Source organism: Candidatus Reidiella endopervernicosa (assembly GCF_013343005.1).
Taxonomy (GTDB): domain Bacteria; phylum Pseudomonadota; class Gammaproteobacteria.
The window spans coordinates 2676201-2693007 of the sequence record NZ_CP054491.1; the positions used below are offsets into that span (position 1 = coordinate 2676201).

Annotated in this window: 20 protein-coding genes and 1 pseudogene; 16 read left to right on the forward strand and 5 right to left on the reverse strand. The window is 55.4% G+C overall.

The features are described from left to right. Positions 1–513 precede the first annotated feature (513 nt). Positions 514–717 carry a hypothetical protein gene (locus HUE57_RS14595; protein ID WP_174673441.1) on the reverse strand — a complete coding sequence of 68 codons (204 nt, stop codon included), beginning with the start codon at positions 715–717 and terminating at the stop codon, positions 514–516. A gap of 185 nt (positions 718–902) precedes the next feature. Here HUE57_RS14595 and HUE57_RS14600 point away from each other — a divergent pair, with 185 nt between their 5' ends. The 9 genes and pseudogenes from HUE57_RS14600 to mutS all read left to right on the forward strand — a co-directional run bounded on the left by HUE57_RS14600 (position 903) and on the right by mutS (position 7209). Further along, positions 903–1070, forward strand: coding sequence for a hypothetical protein (locus HUE57_RS14600; RefSeq protein ID WP_174673442.1), 168 nt, complete (start codon positions 903–905; stop codon positions 1068–1070). Then, a complete protein-coding gene (locus HUE57_RS14605) occupies positions 1067–1330 on the forward strand; it encodes a hypothetical protein (RefSeq protein ID WP_174673443.1) in 264 nt (87 codons plus the stop codon). The genes HUE57_RS14600 and HUE57_RS14605 overlap by 4 nt, the downstream gene beginning before the upstream one ends. Before the next feature lie 13 nt (positions 1331–1343). Next, on the forward strand, positions 1344–1898 hold the full coding sequence (locus HUE57_RS14610) for a 7TMR-DISMED2 domain-containing protein (RefSeq protein ID WP_174673444.1): 555 nt from the start codon (positions 1344–1346) through the stop codon (positions 1896–1898). A 32-nt stretch (positions 1899–1930) separates the two neighbouring features. Beyond that, positions 1931–2406 (forward strand): annotated as a pseudogene (locus HUE57_RS20065) (7TM-DISM domain-containing protein). Then, complete coding sequence (locus tag HUE57_RS14625; protein ID WP_174673447.1) at positions 2336–2671, forward strand: hypothetical protein; 336 nt, start codon at positions 2336–2338, stop codon at positions 2669–2671. The pseudogene HUE57_RS20065 and the gene HUE57_RS14625 overlap by 71 nt, the downstream one beginning before the upstream one ends. Beyond that, the gene (locus tag HUE57_RS14630; RefSeq protein WP_174673448.1) at positions 2668–3228 is read left to right on the forward strand and encodes a histidine kinase dimerization/phospho-acceptor domain-containing protein; all 561 of its coding nucleotides are present in this window, start codon (positions 2668–2670) and stop codon (positions 3226–3228) included. The genes HUE57_RS14625 and HUE57_RS14630 overlap by 4 nt, the downstream gene beginning before the upstream one ends. A gap of 14 nt (positions 3229–3242) precedes the next feature. Continuing rightward, positions 3243–3749, forward strand: coding sequence for an ATP-binding response regulator (locus HUE57_RS14635; protein WP_272902043.1), 507 nt, complete (start codon positions 3243–3245; stop codon positions 3747–3749). A gap of 225 nt (positions 3750–3974) precedes the next feature. After that, complete coding sequence (locus tag HUE57_RS14640; RefSeq protein WP_174673450.1) at positions 3975–4256, forward strand: hypothetical protein; 282 nt, start codon at positions 3975–3977, stop codon at positions 4254–4256. Positions 4257–4680: 424 nt separating this feature from the next. Beyond that, positions 4681–7209, forward strand: coding sequence for a DNA mismatch repair protein MutS (gene mutS / locus HUE57_RS14645; RefSeq protein WP_135622585.1), 2529 nt, complete (start codon positions 4681–4683; stop codon positions 7207–7209). On the opposite strand, the gene HUE57_RS14650 is transcribed toward mutS, so the two are convergent. Both HUE57_RS14650 and HUE57_RS14655 read right to left on the reverse strand, forming a co-directional pair. Next, a complete protein-coding gene (locus tag HUE57_RS14650; protein ID WP_236860615.1) occupies positions 7179–7541 on the reverse strand; it encodes an STAS domain-containing protein in 363 nt (120 codons plus the stop codon). The genes mutS and HUE57_RS14650 overlap by 31 nt on opposite strands. Positions 7542–7559: 18 nt before the next feature. After that, positions 7560–8363: an STAS domain-containing protein gene (locus HUE57_RS14655; RefSeq protein ID WP_174673451.1), complete on the reverse strand. Its 804-nt coding sequence runs from the start codon at positions 8361–8363 to the stop codon at positions 7560–7562. 20 nt (positions 8364–8383) lie between these two features. Here HUE57_RS14655 and HUE57_RS14660 point away from each other — a divergent pair, with 20 nt between their 5' ends. Next, a complete protein-coding gene (locus tag HUE57_RS14660; RefSeq protein WP_174673452.1) occupies positions 8384–8617 on the forward strand; it encodes a hypothetical protein in 234 nt (77 codons plus the stop codon). Positions 8618–8736: 119 nt separating this feature from the next. Here HUE57_RS14660 and HUE57_RS14665 read toward each other — a convergent pair whose 3' ends face one another. Further along, entirely contained in the window at positions 8737–9792 is a 1056-nt protein-coding gene (locus HUE57_RS14665) for an ATP-binding protein (protein WP_236860616.1), read from the reverse strand. Then, complete coding sequence (locus HUE57_RS14670) at positions 9773–10648, reverse strand: GGDEF domain-containing protein (RefSeq protein ID WP_236860726.1); 876 nt, start codon at positions 10646–10648, stop codon at positions 9773–9775. Before HUE57_RS14670 ends, HUE57_RS14665 begins: the two co-directional genes overlap by 20 nt. Positions 10649–10775: 127 nt before the next feature. Here HUE57_RS14670 and HUE57_RS14675 point away from each other — a divergent pair, with 127 nt between their 5' ends. From HUE57_RS14675 to HUE57_RS14700, 6 genes are all read left to right on the forward strand, one after another. Further along, the gene (locus tag HUE57_RS14675; protein ID WP_174673454.1) at positions 10776–11024 is read left to right on the forward strand and encodes a hypothetical protein; all 249 of its coding nucleotides are present in this window, start codon (positions 10776–10778) and stop codon (positions 11022–11024) included. A gap of 127 nt (positions 11025–11151) precedes the next feature. Further along, entirely contained in the window at positions 11152–11475 is a 324-nt protein-coding gene (gene fdxA / locus HUE57_RS14680; RefSeq protein ID WP_078485023.1) for a ferredoxin FdxA, read from the forward strand. A gap of 7 nt (positions 11476–11482) precedes the next feature. After that, the gene (locus HUE57_RS14685) at positions 11483–14413 is read left to right on the forward strand and encodes a PD-(D/E)XK nuclease family protein (RefSeq protein ID WP_078485024.1); all 2931 of its coding nucleotides are present in this window, start codon (positions 11483–11485) and stop codon (positions 14411–14413) included. A gap of 344 nt (positions 14414–14757) precedes the next feature. Next, entirely contained in the window at positions 14758–14991 is a 234-nt protein-coding gene (locus HUE57_RS14690) for a hypothetical protein (protein WP_174673455.1), read from the forward strand. Beyond that, the gene (locus HUE57_RS14695; protein WP_174673456.1) at positions 14963–15859 is read left to right on the forward strand and encodes a cache domain-containing protein; all 897 of its coding nucleotides are present in this window, start codon (positions 14963–14965) and stop codon (positions 15857–15859) included. Before HUE57_RS14690 ends, HUE57_RS14695 begins: the two co-directional genes overlap by 29 nt. Positions 15860–16193: 334 nt before the next feature. Further along, complete coding sequence (locus tag HUE57_RS14700) at positions 16194–16373, forward strand: hypothetical protein (protein WP_174673457.1); 180 nt, start codon at positions 16194–16196, stop codon at positions 16371–16373. The last annotated feature ends 434 nt before the right edge of the window (positions 16374–16807 follow it).

Here is a 16807-nt window from a genome sequence, read left to right on the forward strand (position 1 = left end):
GGGAGCGGCTCGGGGAGCTCAGAGAGATCTTTGGCGGAAGATCCGGGGCGCAATTGGATAAGTTGCAGGCTAGTATAGACGCCTTTCGTTTTGAGGATGCCGAATCGACGTTGCAGACGCTGATCACCTCACTCAACACCGAGCTGGACCCGATAGATGAGATTTAGCCTACTTCCCTTCTGATTAGCCTTGGCCTGCTGTGGCCCTCACTCGCCACTGCGATCAGTGCAAGCTGCTGCTCGAGGAGTGTGGCGAGTACGCACTATCCATAACTTGGCAGAGGCGGACCATTGGTATGACGATAGTGGTGATCGTCAACCGCTTGGCTCGTCGGCCTGAGTAATCTTACCGAGAAGGAGTCACCACCACCGTACCCAACGTCTACGCCATCAGTAACAGCGCTCGTTACCGTCTGCAGCGCACGCGACCTGACACTGGGTACGGCTTAGACGATACGCTCTCGCTCGCGATCTGGGTTCCCTACTTCGACCATCAAACCTCACAGTCGGCCACCTAACCCCGGGTATCGGCTGGGGCGGTCTCGCAGCAGCGCAACAGGCGCAGCTCATCGGTGCTACCGCCACACTCGATAATAGCGATCCTGCTCACGCCGCACTCGGCGATATCCATCTCGGTTTCAAACAGCAGATCTATAACAGGGCAGAGAGCCCACTGCGTTTCTCTCTTGGTGGTGGTATAAACATGCCTACCGGCCATGTCGCCGATCCACTCGATAGCAGTGATACCTCCACCGGTGATGGACAGTGGGATCTGAGTCTCTGGAGCTGGACCGACTTTAAGTTCAGCGAGAACTTTTCATCAATCTCCACACCCGCCACAGCTACGGCTTTGCCAGTGAACGCGACGCACTCTTTCCCAGCGACCCCAGCCAGAGTGCAAATATGGAGTTCCAGCCTGCACTGCTGCACCACCTGCAGCTGGAGGCGCAGCAGAAGATCCTCTTAAACGGATGGGCACTGCTGCCCAGTCTCATGCTTATCTACGACGCACAGGGTGAGGAGAAGCGTCAGTCGTTCAATCTGGCGGATCAAACTTTAGTGGATCGATGAACGCCGTCGAGGGAACCGACTGGGAGCGACTGATGATCAAACCGACATTGGGTATTGGTTTCCGTCCCTTGGTATACCAGCAAGACTCTATCTCCCGTTATATCCATACCCTCTCGGGGAGAAACACTCCCGACACCGATTCGATAGAGCTACGCATGGGCTCTTTTTCAGAAGGTTTGATGGGTGATCAATTGAAAAGGACAGGCCCACCACTGCTGAGTCAACACTCTGTGCGACTGGCTTACTCGCCACTGGGGTGACCGTAGCCCTGGCTTGGCTCCTGCTTGCCCTCCTCCTACTATCTGCGCAGGCATCTGCCGCTTCCTGCCGGAATCGATCGATCTTACCCAGCCGCTACAGGGAGAGCGCGCTGCGCCTTACGTCACCTACTACGAAGACACCACACGCCAACTCGGCTTCGAGGCGCTGCTAAAGCGACAGGACCGGGGTAACACGGTTGCATTGACGCACGGTTACTCAAACCGTGGCATGAGTAGCTCGGCCTTGTGGATGGAGTTCAGTGCCAGCAACCCTACCGACCAGCTCAAATCGTGGCTGGTTGAAGCCACCTATTCTCACATCGACTTTATCGACGTCTATCTCGTTGCCGAGGATGAAACTGTAGAGCATCTTAAGCTGGGCGACCGGAGACCCTTCAGCAATCGTCCCATTGCGGCAGAGACCTTCGTTATTCCCATCGACACCCCTGCACACTCGTCGAGCCGTGTACTGATTCGTATGGCCTATCAGGACATCGGCCTGCTCGATAGCAATCTGCAACTCTGGTCCCCAGAGGTTACACCTCCCACCTTGAGCAGAACAGACTGATGATGGGCATCTATTTTGGTGGCCTGCTCTTCATGCTGATCTACAACCTCTTTCTCTACTTCTCCACCCGCATGCGCGAGTATGTCTGGTATGTACTCTATCTTCTGGCCGCCCTCGCATTCGCTCAGGCCAGTTTCGGACTCGGACAACGCTATCTCTACACCGACCAGCCGTTTTAACCAACCAACTCCACATCATCATGATGGCTGCCACAATGGCAGCACTGATCCAGTTCAGTCGTATCTTTCTCAATACCCGCCAACACACACCACGGCTGGATCGCTTCTATAAAATAATGCTACTTCTCTGTGCCGCATCGGTCGTGCTACTGCTTATCGACCAGAAGGTGATCACCGGTTACACACTAAAGATCATCGGTTTCAGCGTCTTGCTCTTCCCTTTCATCAGCGCCTGGATCTGGTACTCAGGTGAGCAGCGTGCCCGCTTTATACCCTCGCCTGGTTCGTCGCCGCCTTCTTCTTCTCCTTCTCCCTGGCACGCTGGTTAAGCCTGAGCGACACCCACTTCCTCACCGCCTGGGGCGGCGGATCGGTATCTGGTTCGAGGCAGCGCTCTTCTCACTGGCCCTGGCAGACCACATCAACCTGCTACGTAAGGAGAAGGAGAGTGCACTGGCCCGGGAGCAGGCGGTTCTGCGCCAGGCCAAGCATGACCTGGAGGAGAAGGTCAATGAGCGCACCCACGGCCTGGAGCTGGCCAAGCAGCAGGCCGACGAGGCCAACGCAGCCAAGGGGCCTTCCTCACCACCATGAGTCATGAGATCCGCACACCGATGAACGGCATTCTCGGTATGTCCTACCTGACCCTGAACACCAAGCTCACCGAGCAGCAGCGCGACTACCTCAACAAGATCCAATCCTCCACCCGCTATCTGCTGGAGATCATCAACAACATCCTCGATTTCTCCAAGATCGAAGCGGGCAAGCTCGGTGTTGAGAGAATCGCCTTCTCGTTGAGCGAGGTGATGGAGAACGTCTCCAGCCTCTTCTCGGCCAAGGCACGCTCCTCCTATCTCGAATTCCAGATGACGATAGACGCCGAGACACCACCGGTATTAATGGGTGACCCACTGCGTCTGAAACAGGTGCTCACCAATCTGCTCGGCAATGCGATCAAATTTACCGAATCGGGTTGGGTACGCGTCCAGGTCGACACCGTGGCTGTGACCACCGAGCATGTCGATCTGCAGATCCTCATCCAGGATAGTGGCATCGGGATGAGCCAGGAGGAGCAGGCCACCCTGTTCCAGGAGTTCGCTCAGGCAGACTCTCCACGGCGAGAAAATATGGCGGCACCGGTCTCGGCCTGACGATCAGCCAGCGACTGGCTGATCAGATGAGTGGCAAGCTCACCGTCAGCAGTGAACTGGGCCAAGGCACCACCTTTACCCTCACCATCCGCTTCGACCTGCCGCAAGAACAGGCCGATATCGACCGAAGTACAACCGCAATCGGGCCGAGTGAACTACTTTCACTGCAGTTTCAGCCGGCCAATATTCTGCTGGTTGAGGACAACCCGACCAATCAACAGGTCGCACGTGAACTGCTTGAGAGCACAGGACTCACGGTGACGATTGCCAGTGACGGCCTCAAGGCGATTGATGCCGTGAAACACGAACACTTCGATCTGGTGTTGATGGATGTACAGATGCCGCGGATGGATGGTTATCAGGCAACAGCGGTCATTCGTAGCGATGATCGTTTCAAGGAGCTGCCGATTATCGCCATGACCGCACACGCACTGTTCAGTGATCAGGAGAAGTGCCTGGAGGCTGGCATGAACGACCATGTCGGCAAACCGGTCGAACCGGGCGCCTCTACCAGACCCTGAGCCGCTGGTTACCGACCAGTGAGCAGCCCTCCGCAGTACCCAACACCGAAGCCTATTATGAGCAGAGCTATATCCTGCTACCCGATACCCTGCCAGGTATCGATCTAGAGGCAGGATTACGACGTGTGCGACACAATCGTCACCTCTTCTACAAACTGCTAATCGAATTCCATCACGACCACTGCCAGACGGCCGAGACCATTCGCGAGGCAGTGGCGCAGGCAGATGACGAAAGGCGCAGCGTCTGCTACACACCCTCAAAGGGGCGGCCGGAAACCTGGGGCCGAGCGACTGGCACAGAGCGCCAGCCAGCTTGAAATCGCTATCAAGAGCGGTGAAACCTCCGACATAATTCTCGATCTCTTCCGTTCATCTTTTGAGACGGTGATGACAGCACTCACCGCACTGGAGCGACGCAGCTGGCTGGAACGACGTGGTGCAATCCAGTCGGAGAGCAACACCGAGGCGCTACGCCCACTGCTCAGGAGCTATCCGAATGCTCGCTGAGACGACTCCTCAGGCGATGGAGCTGATCCCCAGCTCGAAAAGGCGCTAGGCAGTGAGCAGCAGGAACGTCTGCTTGAGCTACGCAAAAAGTCGATACCTTCGAGTTTGATGAGGCGAACGAAATTTTGCAGCAGATTGCACTGGCGGTTGGTCTGGGAAACAGCTTCAGCTAAAGGAAAAGTATCGCCCATAGCAACTGTGATGGGTAACAACTCTTTCAACCGATTTCAGCATAACCCTATATAATGTTCCGGCATCCTCTGGATGGGGTCATTCCCCTTCCTGGATTAGGCAGACTGACAATATAATAACCTGCAAGACAAAAGGCCGTTCAACAGGCACAGCTGTAGTCCAGCACGTTTTGACGTCGAATTGACCGTACACCAGATGACTAAAAACTGAATCAACAAAACACACACCTATGATGCAGCAATACCTGCGCATCAAGGCCGATCACCCCGACATCATCCTGCTCTACCGGATGGGTGATTTCTACGAACTCTTCTATGACGACGCCCGGCGCGCGGCAAAGCTGCTCGATATTACGCTGACCGCACGCGGCCAGTCGGCCGGTGAGCCGATTCCGATGGCGGGCGTGCCGGTTCACTCCATTGAGTCCTACCTGGCCAAGCTGGTCAAACATGGCGAATCGGTGGCGATCTGTGAACAGGTTGGTGACCCCGCTACCAGCAAGGGACCGGTCGAGCGACAGGTGGTGCGCATCATCACACCCGGCACCCTTACCGATGAGGCGCTGCTTGAGGAGCGCCGTGACAACCTGCTGCTGACCATCAACGCTCACAGGCAAACCTTTGGCATCGCCACGCTGGAGCTGGCCAGTGGTCGCTTTACCCTGCAGCAGCTAGAGGGTGAAGAGGCACTTCTGGGTGAGATCGAACGGCTGCAACCGGCTGAGATTCTGATTCCTGAGGAGATGACTCTACCCGCGGCACTGGTTGATCGAAGCGGCCTGAGTCGTCGCCCGCCGTGGCACTTTGAGCAGGAGAGCGCGACACGCCTGCTGACCCAGCAATTCGGCACCCACGACCTGGCCGGTTTCGGAGTTGAGGGACAGACCACTGCACTGGCTGCTGCCGGTTGTCTGTTACAACACGTAAAGGACACACAGCGCTCTGCCCTGCCCCACATCCGTTCGATTCAGGTTGAGCGCCACGATGAGAGCGTGGTGCTCGATGCCGCCAGTCGTCGTAATCTGGAGTTGGAGCAGTGCATCTCGGGCAAGAGCGAACACACCGTTGCCGGTGTACTTGATGTGAGCGCCACCGCGATGGGCAGTCGTCTGCTGCGTCGCTGGCTCAACCGTCCACTGCGCAACCACACGGTGCTACGTGCACGCCACCAGGCGATCGGGCAACTGCTTGAGTCACGCGATTACGAGGCACTGCATGAGCTGTTACACACCATCGGTGATATGGAGCGCATCCTTACCCGTATTGCACTGAAGAGCGCGCGCCCACGTGATCTGGCGGTACTCCGTGAGAGTCTGCGCACCATTCCTGAGCTGCTTCAACAGCTACAGCCCGCAAACAGCATTCGACTGCAGGCGCTGCAAGAGACAATCGATCCACACGCCGATGTCTTCGAGCTGCTACTGAGTGCTGTGATCGACAATCCACCGGTACTGATTCGTGATGGTGGTGTCATCGCACCCGGTTATAACGAAGAGCTTGATGAGCTGCGTGGATTGAGCAAGAACAGCGACGGCTATCTAATCGAGCTTGAGGCCAAGGAGCGCGAGCGCAGTGGTATCACCAATCTCAAGGTCAGTTACAACCGCGTACACGGCTACTACATCGAGGTGAGCCGTCTCCACTCCGACAAGGTGCCGGAGGATTACATCCGTCGTCAAACCCTCAAGTCGGCCGAGCGTTTCATCACCCCGGAACTCAAAGCGCTGGAAGAGAAGGTACTGAGCAGCCGCGAGCGCTCACTGGCGCTGGAGAAGTCACTCTATGACGATCTGCTCAACCGGCTGCTAGAGCAGCTCACTCCACTTCAGCAGAGTGCGGTAGCGCTCTGTGAACTCGATGTACTGTGCACCCTGACCGAGCGCGCCGAGAGCCTTAACCTCAGTTCGCCCGAGTTGGTCGAGACACCAGGAATAGAGATCGAGGCGGGACGTCATCTGGTAGTTGAGCAGGTGCTCGATGGCCCGTTTGTACCCAACGATCTAAAGTTTGATGAGCAGCGCCGTATGTTGATTATTACCGGCCCCAACATGGGTGGTAAGTCGACCTTCATGCGCCAGGCGGCGGTGATCACCCTGCTCGCCCATATCGGTAGTTTTGTTCCAGCCAGCCGTGCCATGATCGGTCCGATCGATCGCATCTTCACCCGTATCGGCGCCTCTGATGATCTCGCCTCGGGGCGCTCTACCTTCATGGTGGAGATGACAGAGACGGCCAACATCCTGCATAACGCAACCGCCAACAGCCTGGTACTGATGGATGAGATCGGTCGTGGCACCAGTACCTACGACGGTCTCTCACTCGCCTGGGCCTGTGCCGCCCATCTGGCAGAACGCTCTGCCGCCTTCACCCTCTTCGCCACCCACTACTTTGAGCTAACCACCTTGCCGGAACGCTTCCCGACCATCACCAATGTGCACCTCGATGCAGTCGAGCACGGCGACTCGATCGTCTTTCTGCATGCGGTTAAAGAGGGGCCAGCCAGCCAGAGTTATGGTCTGCAGGTGGCGCAGTTGGCCGGGGTACCGAAGGCGGTGATTGAGCAGGCGCGGCTGCGACTGGTACATCTGGAGAATAGTACCGCCGAGCAGATCGACAGTGGCCCGCCGGAACAGATGGGGCTCTTTAACGTGGCGGTGGAGCATCCGCTGCTGGAGCGGATTCGGGAAATGGATCCTGATGAGTACTCACCAAGGGCGGCACTCGATCTGCTCTATGAGCTGAAGTCAGCCCTGGAGGTGTAGTTCCCCTCTCGTGCACCATCGACATCGAGCGCACAGCCAAACGGCGGCGTCTCCTTGATCATCAGTGCCAGGTTATAGGCGACCGGTGGACGGATATTGACCACCACCATCTCGATACCGGCAATCTGGCACATGCTGTTCACCGACAGCAGCCACTCATAATAAAGCGTATCAATCAGCGGGATGCTTTTCAGATCGTAGATCAAACGCCGCGCCGAGAGCTGCTGCAGACGATCGATCATCTCCACCAGATAGGCATCTGGATCACTCGCATCGAGTCCCTCGCCCGGCTCCAGTAGTACATTGCCCTCGCCGATCGGCGTCAGGTGCATTCCTGTAATCATTACTGTTTAGACCAGGTGGCTCGCCTGGGAGACCTCAATACCGAGCAGCTCAAACGCCTCCTTCAGCCCCTCGGAGAGGGTGGCACGGGTTGAGACCATGGAAAGATCGATATTAAGACTGGTAATAGCACGGGCAATCTCGGGACGGATACCGGTGAGGATCGCCTTGGCACCCATCAATCCCACTGCACGCACCATCTGAATCAGGTGGTGCGAGACCTGAGAGTCGATCGCCATCACTCCTGTCACATCGAGCACCACTACCTTGGCGCGTTCCTTCTCAATACGAGATAGCAGATTCTCCATCACCGTCATGGTCCGCGATGAGTCGAGCGTACCAATAATTGGCAGGGTCAAAACACCATCCCAGATCTCTGTGATCGGTGTCGAGGTGTGTTTCAGCTCCTCCTGCTGCGCCTTGATGGTCTGCTCTTTAACTTCGAGATAGATGTGGAAGACATCGAGTACCAGCTGGTTGAAGAGTCGCGCCAGCACCAGCAATACCTCACGCGACTGTTCGAAGGTGTACTCATCACTCTCTTCCAGCTCCTCAATCAAGACACGCTGTAGCGCCTGCACATAGCGTACGAAGATATCGAGACTGCCACCACGGGCCTGAATCTGGCGGGCAAAGTTGGTAAAGAACTGCTCCAGGGCGCGAAACTCGGGGCCACGCTGTCCCATCTTCGCCCCCGACTGCAGCCACATCACAAACAGCTCGAGGAACTCGTAGCTGTACTCATGAATATCATCTGTGGAGAGCGTATGACTATCACCAAACAGCGCCTTGCCCTGCTCCTCGATAATCATCGACTGGGGAGTCGCTATTTTTGCGAGAGTTTGTTTTGGGCATCCAAGCCCAAGCAAACAGCAAAAACTTCACGCGACCGTTTATGCCTACGGCGCCCCGACCGTCCTGCGTACGTTGCGTAATCACCTCTTCGCGGCTCTACACAACTCCCTCAGTGACTCTACGCCGACATAAAGCCGCTGCTGCATCTTCTCCGTCGTTCGCTCGCGCTCTCAACTACGAATATACAGACGGCGTCGACTATCGGGGCTAACCGCCTTCGCTTCGCTATCCTTGGCGGTCAGCGGACGTGGCCCATATTCTCCTTTAGCTGCTCGATCAGAATATCGTTGGCTGACGCCTCTGCGTTTTTATTCTTTTTGACTGCCATATCTAACTCATCCTCTTTGCCATACGTGCTACAAAAACTGATTTATCGTCACTGGTGCGACTGACCACATTACCGAGCAGGAGCGCTATGAGCTGTGGATGGAGCGACCAGAGCCCCGGAAAACTCTTCTCACTCCAGGAGCGACGCAGCCCATCCGAGGCGGTCACGACACAGGCCCCATCCGCCAGCTGATGCTGCCAAAGCTCACTTTTTCGATAGGCGTGACCCAACACGCCCGGTGCGAAGGTGGCACTGCGACGCTCAGCATCGCTGATTACAGATGCCGCCATATCACCCACACCGCTCAGCATTGCCATGCCGTGCTCATCCACCTCACCCAGGATCGCTACCGCGCCACGGGTACCTTGCAGACGACGTCCGATCGTCTCGAGCAGCTCGTCCATCTCATCAATCTCATCGATCAATGCGCCGACGCCCTCAACTACCGAGGCGGCTTCGACACCATGCCCAAGACCATCGAGGTGTATCCAACGCAATCGTCCACTCTCGCTGCGATAGGTGATTGCATCACCGTTATGAATGTCGTCGTGGTAGGCGCGTAGATGAACCCCTACCTCCGTACTGTGAGGTGCAAACTCTTTATTGTCGTAGAAACGCGCCCAGGAGGCGGTACCGTGCCACGGTGCGTCGTGCACCTCACCCCGTCTAACCGAGTAGATACCACTCTCATGAGAGAGGCGAGCTATTGCACCCAGCCCCTTGCCCATTGTGCCGGAGGTGGTGTATCCATCCTCATGCGCCACATCGAGATCGGCGATACCCTCACCGTAATCGAGCGCAAACAGATCGAGTGACGGGTGACCGTTGCTCATCTCCCAGAGCTGGATCTGTCCACCGTTGGCATACTTCAGCTGGTTGGTTGCCATCTCATTGCAGACCAGCTCCATGCGCTCTCTCACCGTATCGCCAAAGCCCATACGTCGCGATACCGCACGTAATTTTGAACGTAACAACACCTGGCTACTGTCGTCTGCCACCGGCAGATCGAGTAGCAGTCTGGCGGGCATACGCTCCTGCTCAGCCATCAGCGGCAGCACTCAACTGTTCTGCGGCAACGGCAAATTGACCTCGCCCTCGCCGCTTCGCTTCATAGAGTGCTTCGTCGGCACGACCTACCAGGGTATCGATGGTATCGGTTGCCAGACACTCGGCGATACCGATACTGACCTTGCTCTGCATGCCGTCGAGAATCTTCGTTGCGATGCGTTCGGCAATCTCAGTGCCACAGAGCGCCACCACCGCGAATTCATCACCCCCCATACGACACGGGATATCAACATGCTCACGTACACTGGCACGCATCACATCGGCCATCCGTTTCAGGTACTCATCACCGTACTGATGACCATGGGTATCGTTAATCTGTTTGAAGAAATCGAGATCGAGCAGCAGCAGTGAAACTACCTCTCCCTGGCGCTGGCCACGTAGGAATGCCTCCCGTAGACGATCATCGTAGGCACCGCGATTGAGCAGCCCGGTCAAGGCATCGGTCTCCGCCTGTTTGATCGAGGCCTGTAGCTCCTCCTTCTTCTTCTCCAGCACCGCCTCCATCTCTTTCATCTGGTCGGCAGCGACCTGCATATAGCTCTCAAGCTCATCACTGATCTTCTGGTTACGGCGCATCAGCAGTTCAGGATCTGCCGATTCACTCGCCATTCGCAGGTAGTCGATTAAAGAGTGCAGTTCATCGGAGAGTGGTTCGTGGGTCAGCTTGACCACTTCAGAGCGCTCACCCTCCCAGCCAAGACTGAGATGTAGCTTGTCGATTGTGAGTGTTACTTCGACGCCACCGTCGCTCCTAAACATCGCGTGACGCAACGACTCCAACATCGGTACAAGCGCCGCCGTGGCAACAAACTGATCACCTTTGAAGGTATCGACCGCTTGCAACACGAATCGCGACAGCCGCATACGATCGGGTTCGACAAGTAGTGACAGGGTTAATCTGGGGAGTCGCTATTTTGCGAAAGTTTGTTTTGGGCATCGCCCAAGCAAACAGCAAAACTTCACGCGACCGTTTATGCCTACGGCGCCCCGACCGTCCTGCGTACGTTGCGTAATCACCTCTTCGCGGCTCTACACAACTCCCTCAGTGACTCTACGCCGACATAAAGCCGCTGCTGCATCTTCTCCGTCGTTCGCTCGCGCTCTCAACTACGAATATACAGACGGCGTCGACTATCGGGGGCTAACCGCCTTCGCTTCGCTATCCTTGGCGGTCAGCGAGCGATGTTGTCATCTATACCGGGGTAGATTGAGTTATATGTAACGCTCAAAGGCGCCTTTATTTTTCTTCGTCCGAGCATATCCTTATGGTCTATAAAAAGATACCGCCAGCCCCTCGCCACACCGACCAATTGGCACTACCATAAGCAGCACGCATTCAGGAGGGTGAGATGACCTACGTGGTGCTCGAAAACTGCATCAAGTGTAAATACACCGACTGTGTTGATGTCTGCCCGGTCGACTGTTTTCACGAGGGGCCCAACTTCCTGGTGATCGACCCGGAAGAGTGTATCGACTGCACCCTCTGCGTCCCTGAATGTCCGGCCGAGGCGATTGTGATTGATGAGGATGTACCATCCGATCAACTGCAGTTCATCGCGCTCAACGCTAAACTTGCTCAACAGTGGCCCGTCATCAGCGAGAAAAAAGAGCCGCTTGAAGATGCCGCCGATTGGGATGGCAAGACCGACAAACTCCAGTTTCTAGAACGTTAACAACGGATTGAACCTACGCTTGCCCAACGCACCGATCACACTACTGCCGCGCACCGAAAAGGCGCTTAGCGTTACCGCTGAGCGTATTCTTCAGAACCACCATGAACGGCTACCCGACCTGAGTTCCGTGGTCGTTATCCTGCCCGATCTACAGGCGGCACCGCGGCTGCGACGAGCCCTCCAGCAGGGCGCCGAGATACGTGGGCATAGCGCCCTGCTCGGCCCAACTATCGAGACCTTGAGTGGCTGGCTAAGTGACACGCCGATCGAGTGTGGTGAAGTTCCAGGGTCAATAGGCCGTGAGTTGATGCTGGTCGAGGCACTGCGCGAGCACAACAGTTTGTTTGGCACTGCCAGCCCCTGGTTACTCTGCGACTCTCTAATCGAGCTGTTTGATGAGCTGACACTGCAACAGCAGCCGTTGCCCGATAGTCTGGATACCTTTACCGATCAACTCACCGCAGCCTATGCCTTAACCAAGAGTTCATCATCGCTGGGGCGCGAGGCGAAACTGGTTCACACTCTCTGGCAAGCGTGGCATGAACAGCACCAGGCCGAAGGGAAGTGTGATGTCAGCCAGGCAAAGCTGCTGCAGATCGCAGCTAAGCTAACTGAAGAGAGTGGCGACCAGCACCTCTACCTGTGCGGATCAACACAGTTCAAGGCTGCAGAACTCGAATTGATTAAACAGCGACTCTTACAGGGTCAGGCTGATCTAATTCTGCAGGGTGCCCTCACTGAGGTTCGCTACCACCCCGACGCCACCGTCACCTCACTTTTGAGCCGCTTGAGTGACATCGACAGGGAGAACCGCCCCACGGAGAGTCCCTTCAGCCAGTTACTCAACACCCTCTATAACCACGGCAGCCTGCCCATCGGCCAGCGTGCTGAGCAGTTTGCTGCATCTTACCCAGAGAGCCCGGTCACAGATCGCATTAAGATTGTCGAAGCCAATGGTAGTGAGCAGGAGGCGATAGCGGTCGATATTCAGGTGCGTCGCTGGTTACTGCACGATAAGAGAGAGTCGATTGCTGTTGTCACCGAAGATCGTCGACTCGCGCGCCGCGTTCGTGCCCTGCTCGAACGTAGTGGCATTACGATTAACGATAGCGCTGGCTGGGCACTCTCTACCACCAGTGCAGCAGCGGCACTGGAGCGTTGGCTGGAAACGGTCGAAGAGGATTTTGCCCAACAGCCCCTGATCGATCTACTCAAATCCCCTTTTGTCTTCCCAGAGCAAGCTGAAGCTGAACGACTCGCAACCCTCTACCGACTCGAGCAGGACATTATCCAGCGTGAAAATATCGCTCGAGGACTCGAGCGTTACCGTCGTCATCTCCACTACCGTCAACGACGCCTTAACTGGAGCAACGAGATCACCACCTCGATTGAGCAACTGCTTGATCGTCTCGCCGATGCCGCCGGTCCACTGCTGAAACTGATCGATGGTCAGCGTCATAAACCTGAGCGTTATCTCGAAGCGCTTCAGGAGAGTATGAAACGGCTCGGCATGAGCAGCGCATTTGACCACGATCTGGCCGGCGCACGTGTCTCGCAGGTGATCGCCACCCTGCTTGCCGCGCTACCGGGACGCCATCTGCCGATGGAGTGGGAGGAGTTTCGTGTCTGGCTCGGGCGCAGTCTCGAAACACACAACTTCCGTCTACGTGATGGTGCGGCTCCGGTCGAACTGATCAGCCTCGCGCAGAGCACACTTGGTGAGTATGACGGCGTGATTATCGCCGGTTGTGACCAGGAGCATCTACCCGGCAGTGGCGGCCATAGTCCCTTTTTTAATGACCAGGTCAGAAGAGAACTGGGACTCACCACGCGTCTTGATCGCACCAACGAGCAGTTCCACCACTTCCGTAACCTGCTCGAGGCCGCCCCCGCTATCTGCCTGACACTTAGACGCGAGCAGGATGGCGAGGAGATCATCCCCAGCCCCTGGCTCGAGAGCCTACGCACCTTCCATCTCAGTGCCTATGACGATGCGCTACTCGACCAGCAACTGATGGCACTGCTGAATGAACCGCGTAACCAGATGATCCGTTGTGACACCGATGAGTCACCCGCCCCTGTAGAACGGCCTACTCCCCAGCTGCCGCGTGGAATAATGCCGGAGAGTTTCTCCGCCTCCTCACACCAGCGGTTGATCGACTGCCCCTACCGCTTCTTCGCCGCTGACGGATTACGACTCAAACCGCTGGAGGAGATCCGCGAGGCGCTTGCCAAGTCCGATTACGGTGAGCGCGTCCATCGCTGCCTGCAGGCCTTCCACGGTGATATTGAGGGACTACCCGGCCCCTATCGTGAAGCCTTTACGAAAACTAACCGTCAACAGGCACTCGAGCTGTTGATTGCGATCTCAAACACGGTTTTCGCCAGCGACCTTGAGGACAATTTTCAGCACCGTGGCTGGTTACGTCAGTGGCTCTCGACCATTCCCTCCTATATCGACTGGCAGATCGACCACGCCGAGCAGTGGCGTGTAAAGGGTGTCGAACAGAAGGTCGAACAGAGAACGATGGGAGGTGTGGCGTTAAATGGTCGATTAGACCGAATCGATCAAGGCAGTGAAGGCCTCGACATCATCGACTACAAGAGCGGTGGCGCACCAAAACAGATCGATGTGGAGTCGGGCGAGGCGGTACAGCTACCAACCTACGCGATGTTGATGAGTGAACCGGTCAACCGCGTGGAGTACCTGATGCTCGATAGCAGTCGTGGCACTCGCACTGGTGCCGCACTGGAGGGCGACGATCTCACAGAGTTGGCGCTTGAGAACAGCGAACGTCTCGAGGCACTACAGGGGATGATCCTTGAAGGTCATCCACTCACCGCCTGGGGTGATAACAAAACCTGCAGTTACTGTGAGATGGATGGCATTTGCAGAAAGGCGGCCTGGAACCATTTTGAGCCAGACAGTAGCGACTGATAGTTGAAACAATACCGGTTTATATTCATGAAAAGCTAAGTACGCTACTTTTCAGCATTGAGTAGTGAATCTACTCCAAGAGCGTAATCGCATATGCGTAATTTGTTATTTAGGTGTCTGAAAAAGCATGGGTGAGAGTGACGACTTTGAAGGCAAGTCACAACCGATTAAGTGGAATAAAAGCCTGCTTTTAAAACTGCCATTATTGTTCGCCTTACTATTGGTTACTGTCCTAATATCCACTCAGCTCATTCTCGAAAACATTCCGGGGAGTCGCTATTTTTGCGAAAGTTTGTTTTGGGCATCCAAGCCCAAGCAAACAGCAAAACTTCACGCGACCGTTTATGCCTGCGGCGCCTCGACCGTCCTGCGTTCGTTGCGTAATCACCTCTTCGCGGCTCTACACAACTCCCTCAGTGACTCTACGCCGACATAAAGCCGCTGCTGCATCTTCTCCGTCGTTCGCTCGCGCTCTCAACTACGAATATACAGACGGCGTCGACTATCGGGGACTAACCGCCCTCACTTCGCTCTCCATGGCGGTCAGCGGTGGAACCAACCTTGGACAAACAGGCTGACAACTTGATGGAACAGGTCGGCAGCTCAATCGTACTTGAGCTGGAGTCACGCATTGCCCATACCGAAGCACTGACCAAGGCCATCGCCGGTGCCGGTGAGATCCTGCCGCAAGATGAGAGTGCCCATAAACACTCCCTACTCCACCTCGTAGACCAACCAGGCACCGCCAGTTATGTCGCTGGTGGCGGAGTCTGGCCAGAACCCTACCTATTTGATGACCATGTAGAGCGCCGAAGTTTTTTCTGGGGTCGTAATGCTGAGGGTAAACTCGATTACTACGAGGACTATAACGACCCAGAAGGGCCCGGTTATCACCACGAAGAGTGGTACGTACCGGCGAAGATGTTACAACGTGGCGAGGTCTACTGGTCGCGCTCCTATTTCGACCCCTACTCAGGACAAGCGATGGTGACATGTACCGCGCCTATGTTCCGTGAAGGACGATTTTATGGAGTTAGTACTATTGATCTAAAACTGAAGGGGTTAAATGAACTACTGGAGGAGAAGTCATCCGTTCTGGGTGGTTATGTCTTTGTGCTGGATCGTTTCGGTGCATTTATCTCATTCCCAGAGGAGAGTATGTTCAAAAAAAGCGTAACCAACGCTGCGGGTGAAGAGCATGAAGAGCTCCTAAACTACAGTGATCCGGGGAGTCGCTATTTTTGCGAAAGTTTGTTTTGGGCATCAAGCCCAAGCAAACAGCAAAACTTAACGCGACCGTTTATGCCTACGGCGCCCCGACCGTCCTGCGTACGTTGCGTAATCACCTCTTCGCGGCTCTACACAACTCCCTCAGTGACTCTACGCCGACATAAAGCCGCTGCTGCATCTTCTCCGTCGTTCGCTCGCGCTCTCAACTACGAATAGGCAGACGGCGTCGACTATCGGGGACTAACCGCCCTCACTTCGCTCTCCATGGCGGTCAGCGCTGGCAGCGAATAATGCGCACTTTCAACCTATCGCAAAAACCATCGATCTACTTCAGGCCGATCTTGTTAACAATGCCATACAGACTGGTAATTTTAGCGAGGAGTTAGTCGAATATTTAAGTAAGGAGAGTTATCAGATCTCGACCTCTGATGCCCGTATATTAGCTGCCACCCTGTCTGACACACGACACGCAGAGGACTCTTCCCCTCTGTTATTGAAGACATTCAGTATCGAAAACGACCTATTGCTTGGCGAGGCGTCCCAGGTTGGAGTGTTCCACGTACCTGGTACCTACTGGAAAATTGTAACCGTTGCACCAGAGAGCCGGGGCTTCAATGCCCTTAGCTCAATGCGTCTACCGCTATTCACCGCCGTGGCCGCCATCACTATCGTACTTGCCATCGGCTTTGTCTTTCTGCTTCGTCTATTTTCCATCCGCCTCAGTGCTTAACCAAGCCGCTTAAAGTGGTTGCGAAAGAGTAAATCCTAAACATATACACCGTGCGAATCGACAAGAAATAGTTGGAGTCGATCTATTTCGAAGATAACTACTCAGGAGTGAGGCGAATGACCCGTTTAGTTATCCGTTCAGACACAAAAAAGGCGACCTGTCGGTCGCCTTTTATCATCCCTGGTGAGCGCCGGTCCCCCCTGCGCTCCGACATCAATCCCGATGTCGTCCTGAAGTCCTTCTAGCGGCCTACCTTGGCCCACTGCATCTCCGTGATTCCCTGTCCTTGTGATAGGTAGATTTAAGCATCTTGTGGAATTAGTGCAACCTATGAACACGCCTCAAAACAGCGCATCAATCCGGGACAAGCATGAAGTTTTATTCTGTTTTTACATGGAGTTACACACACACCTACCATTTAACGACTACAAACA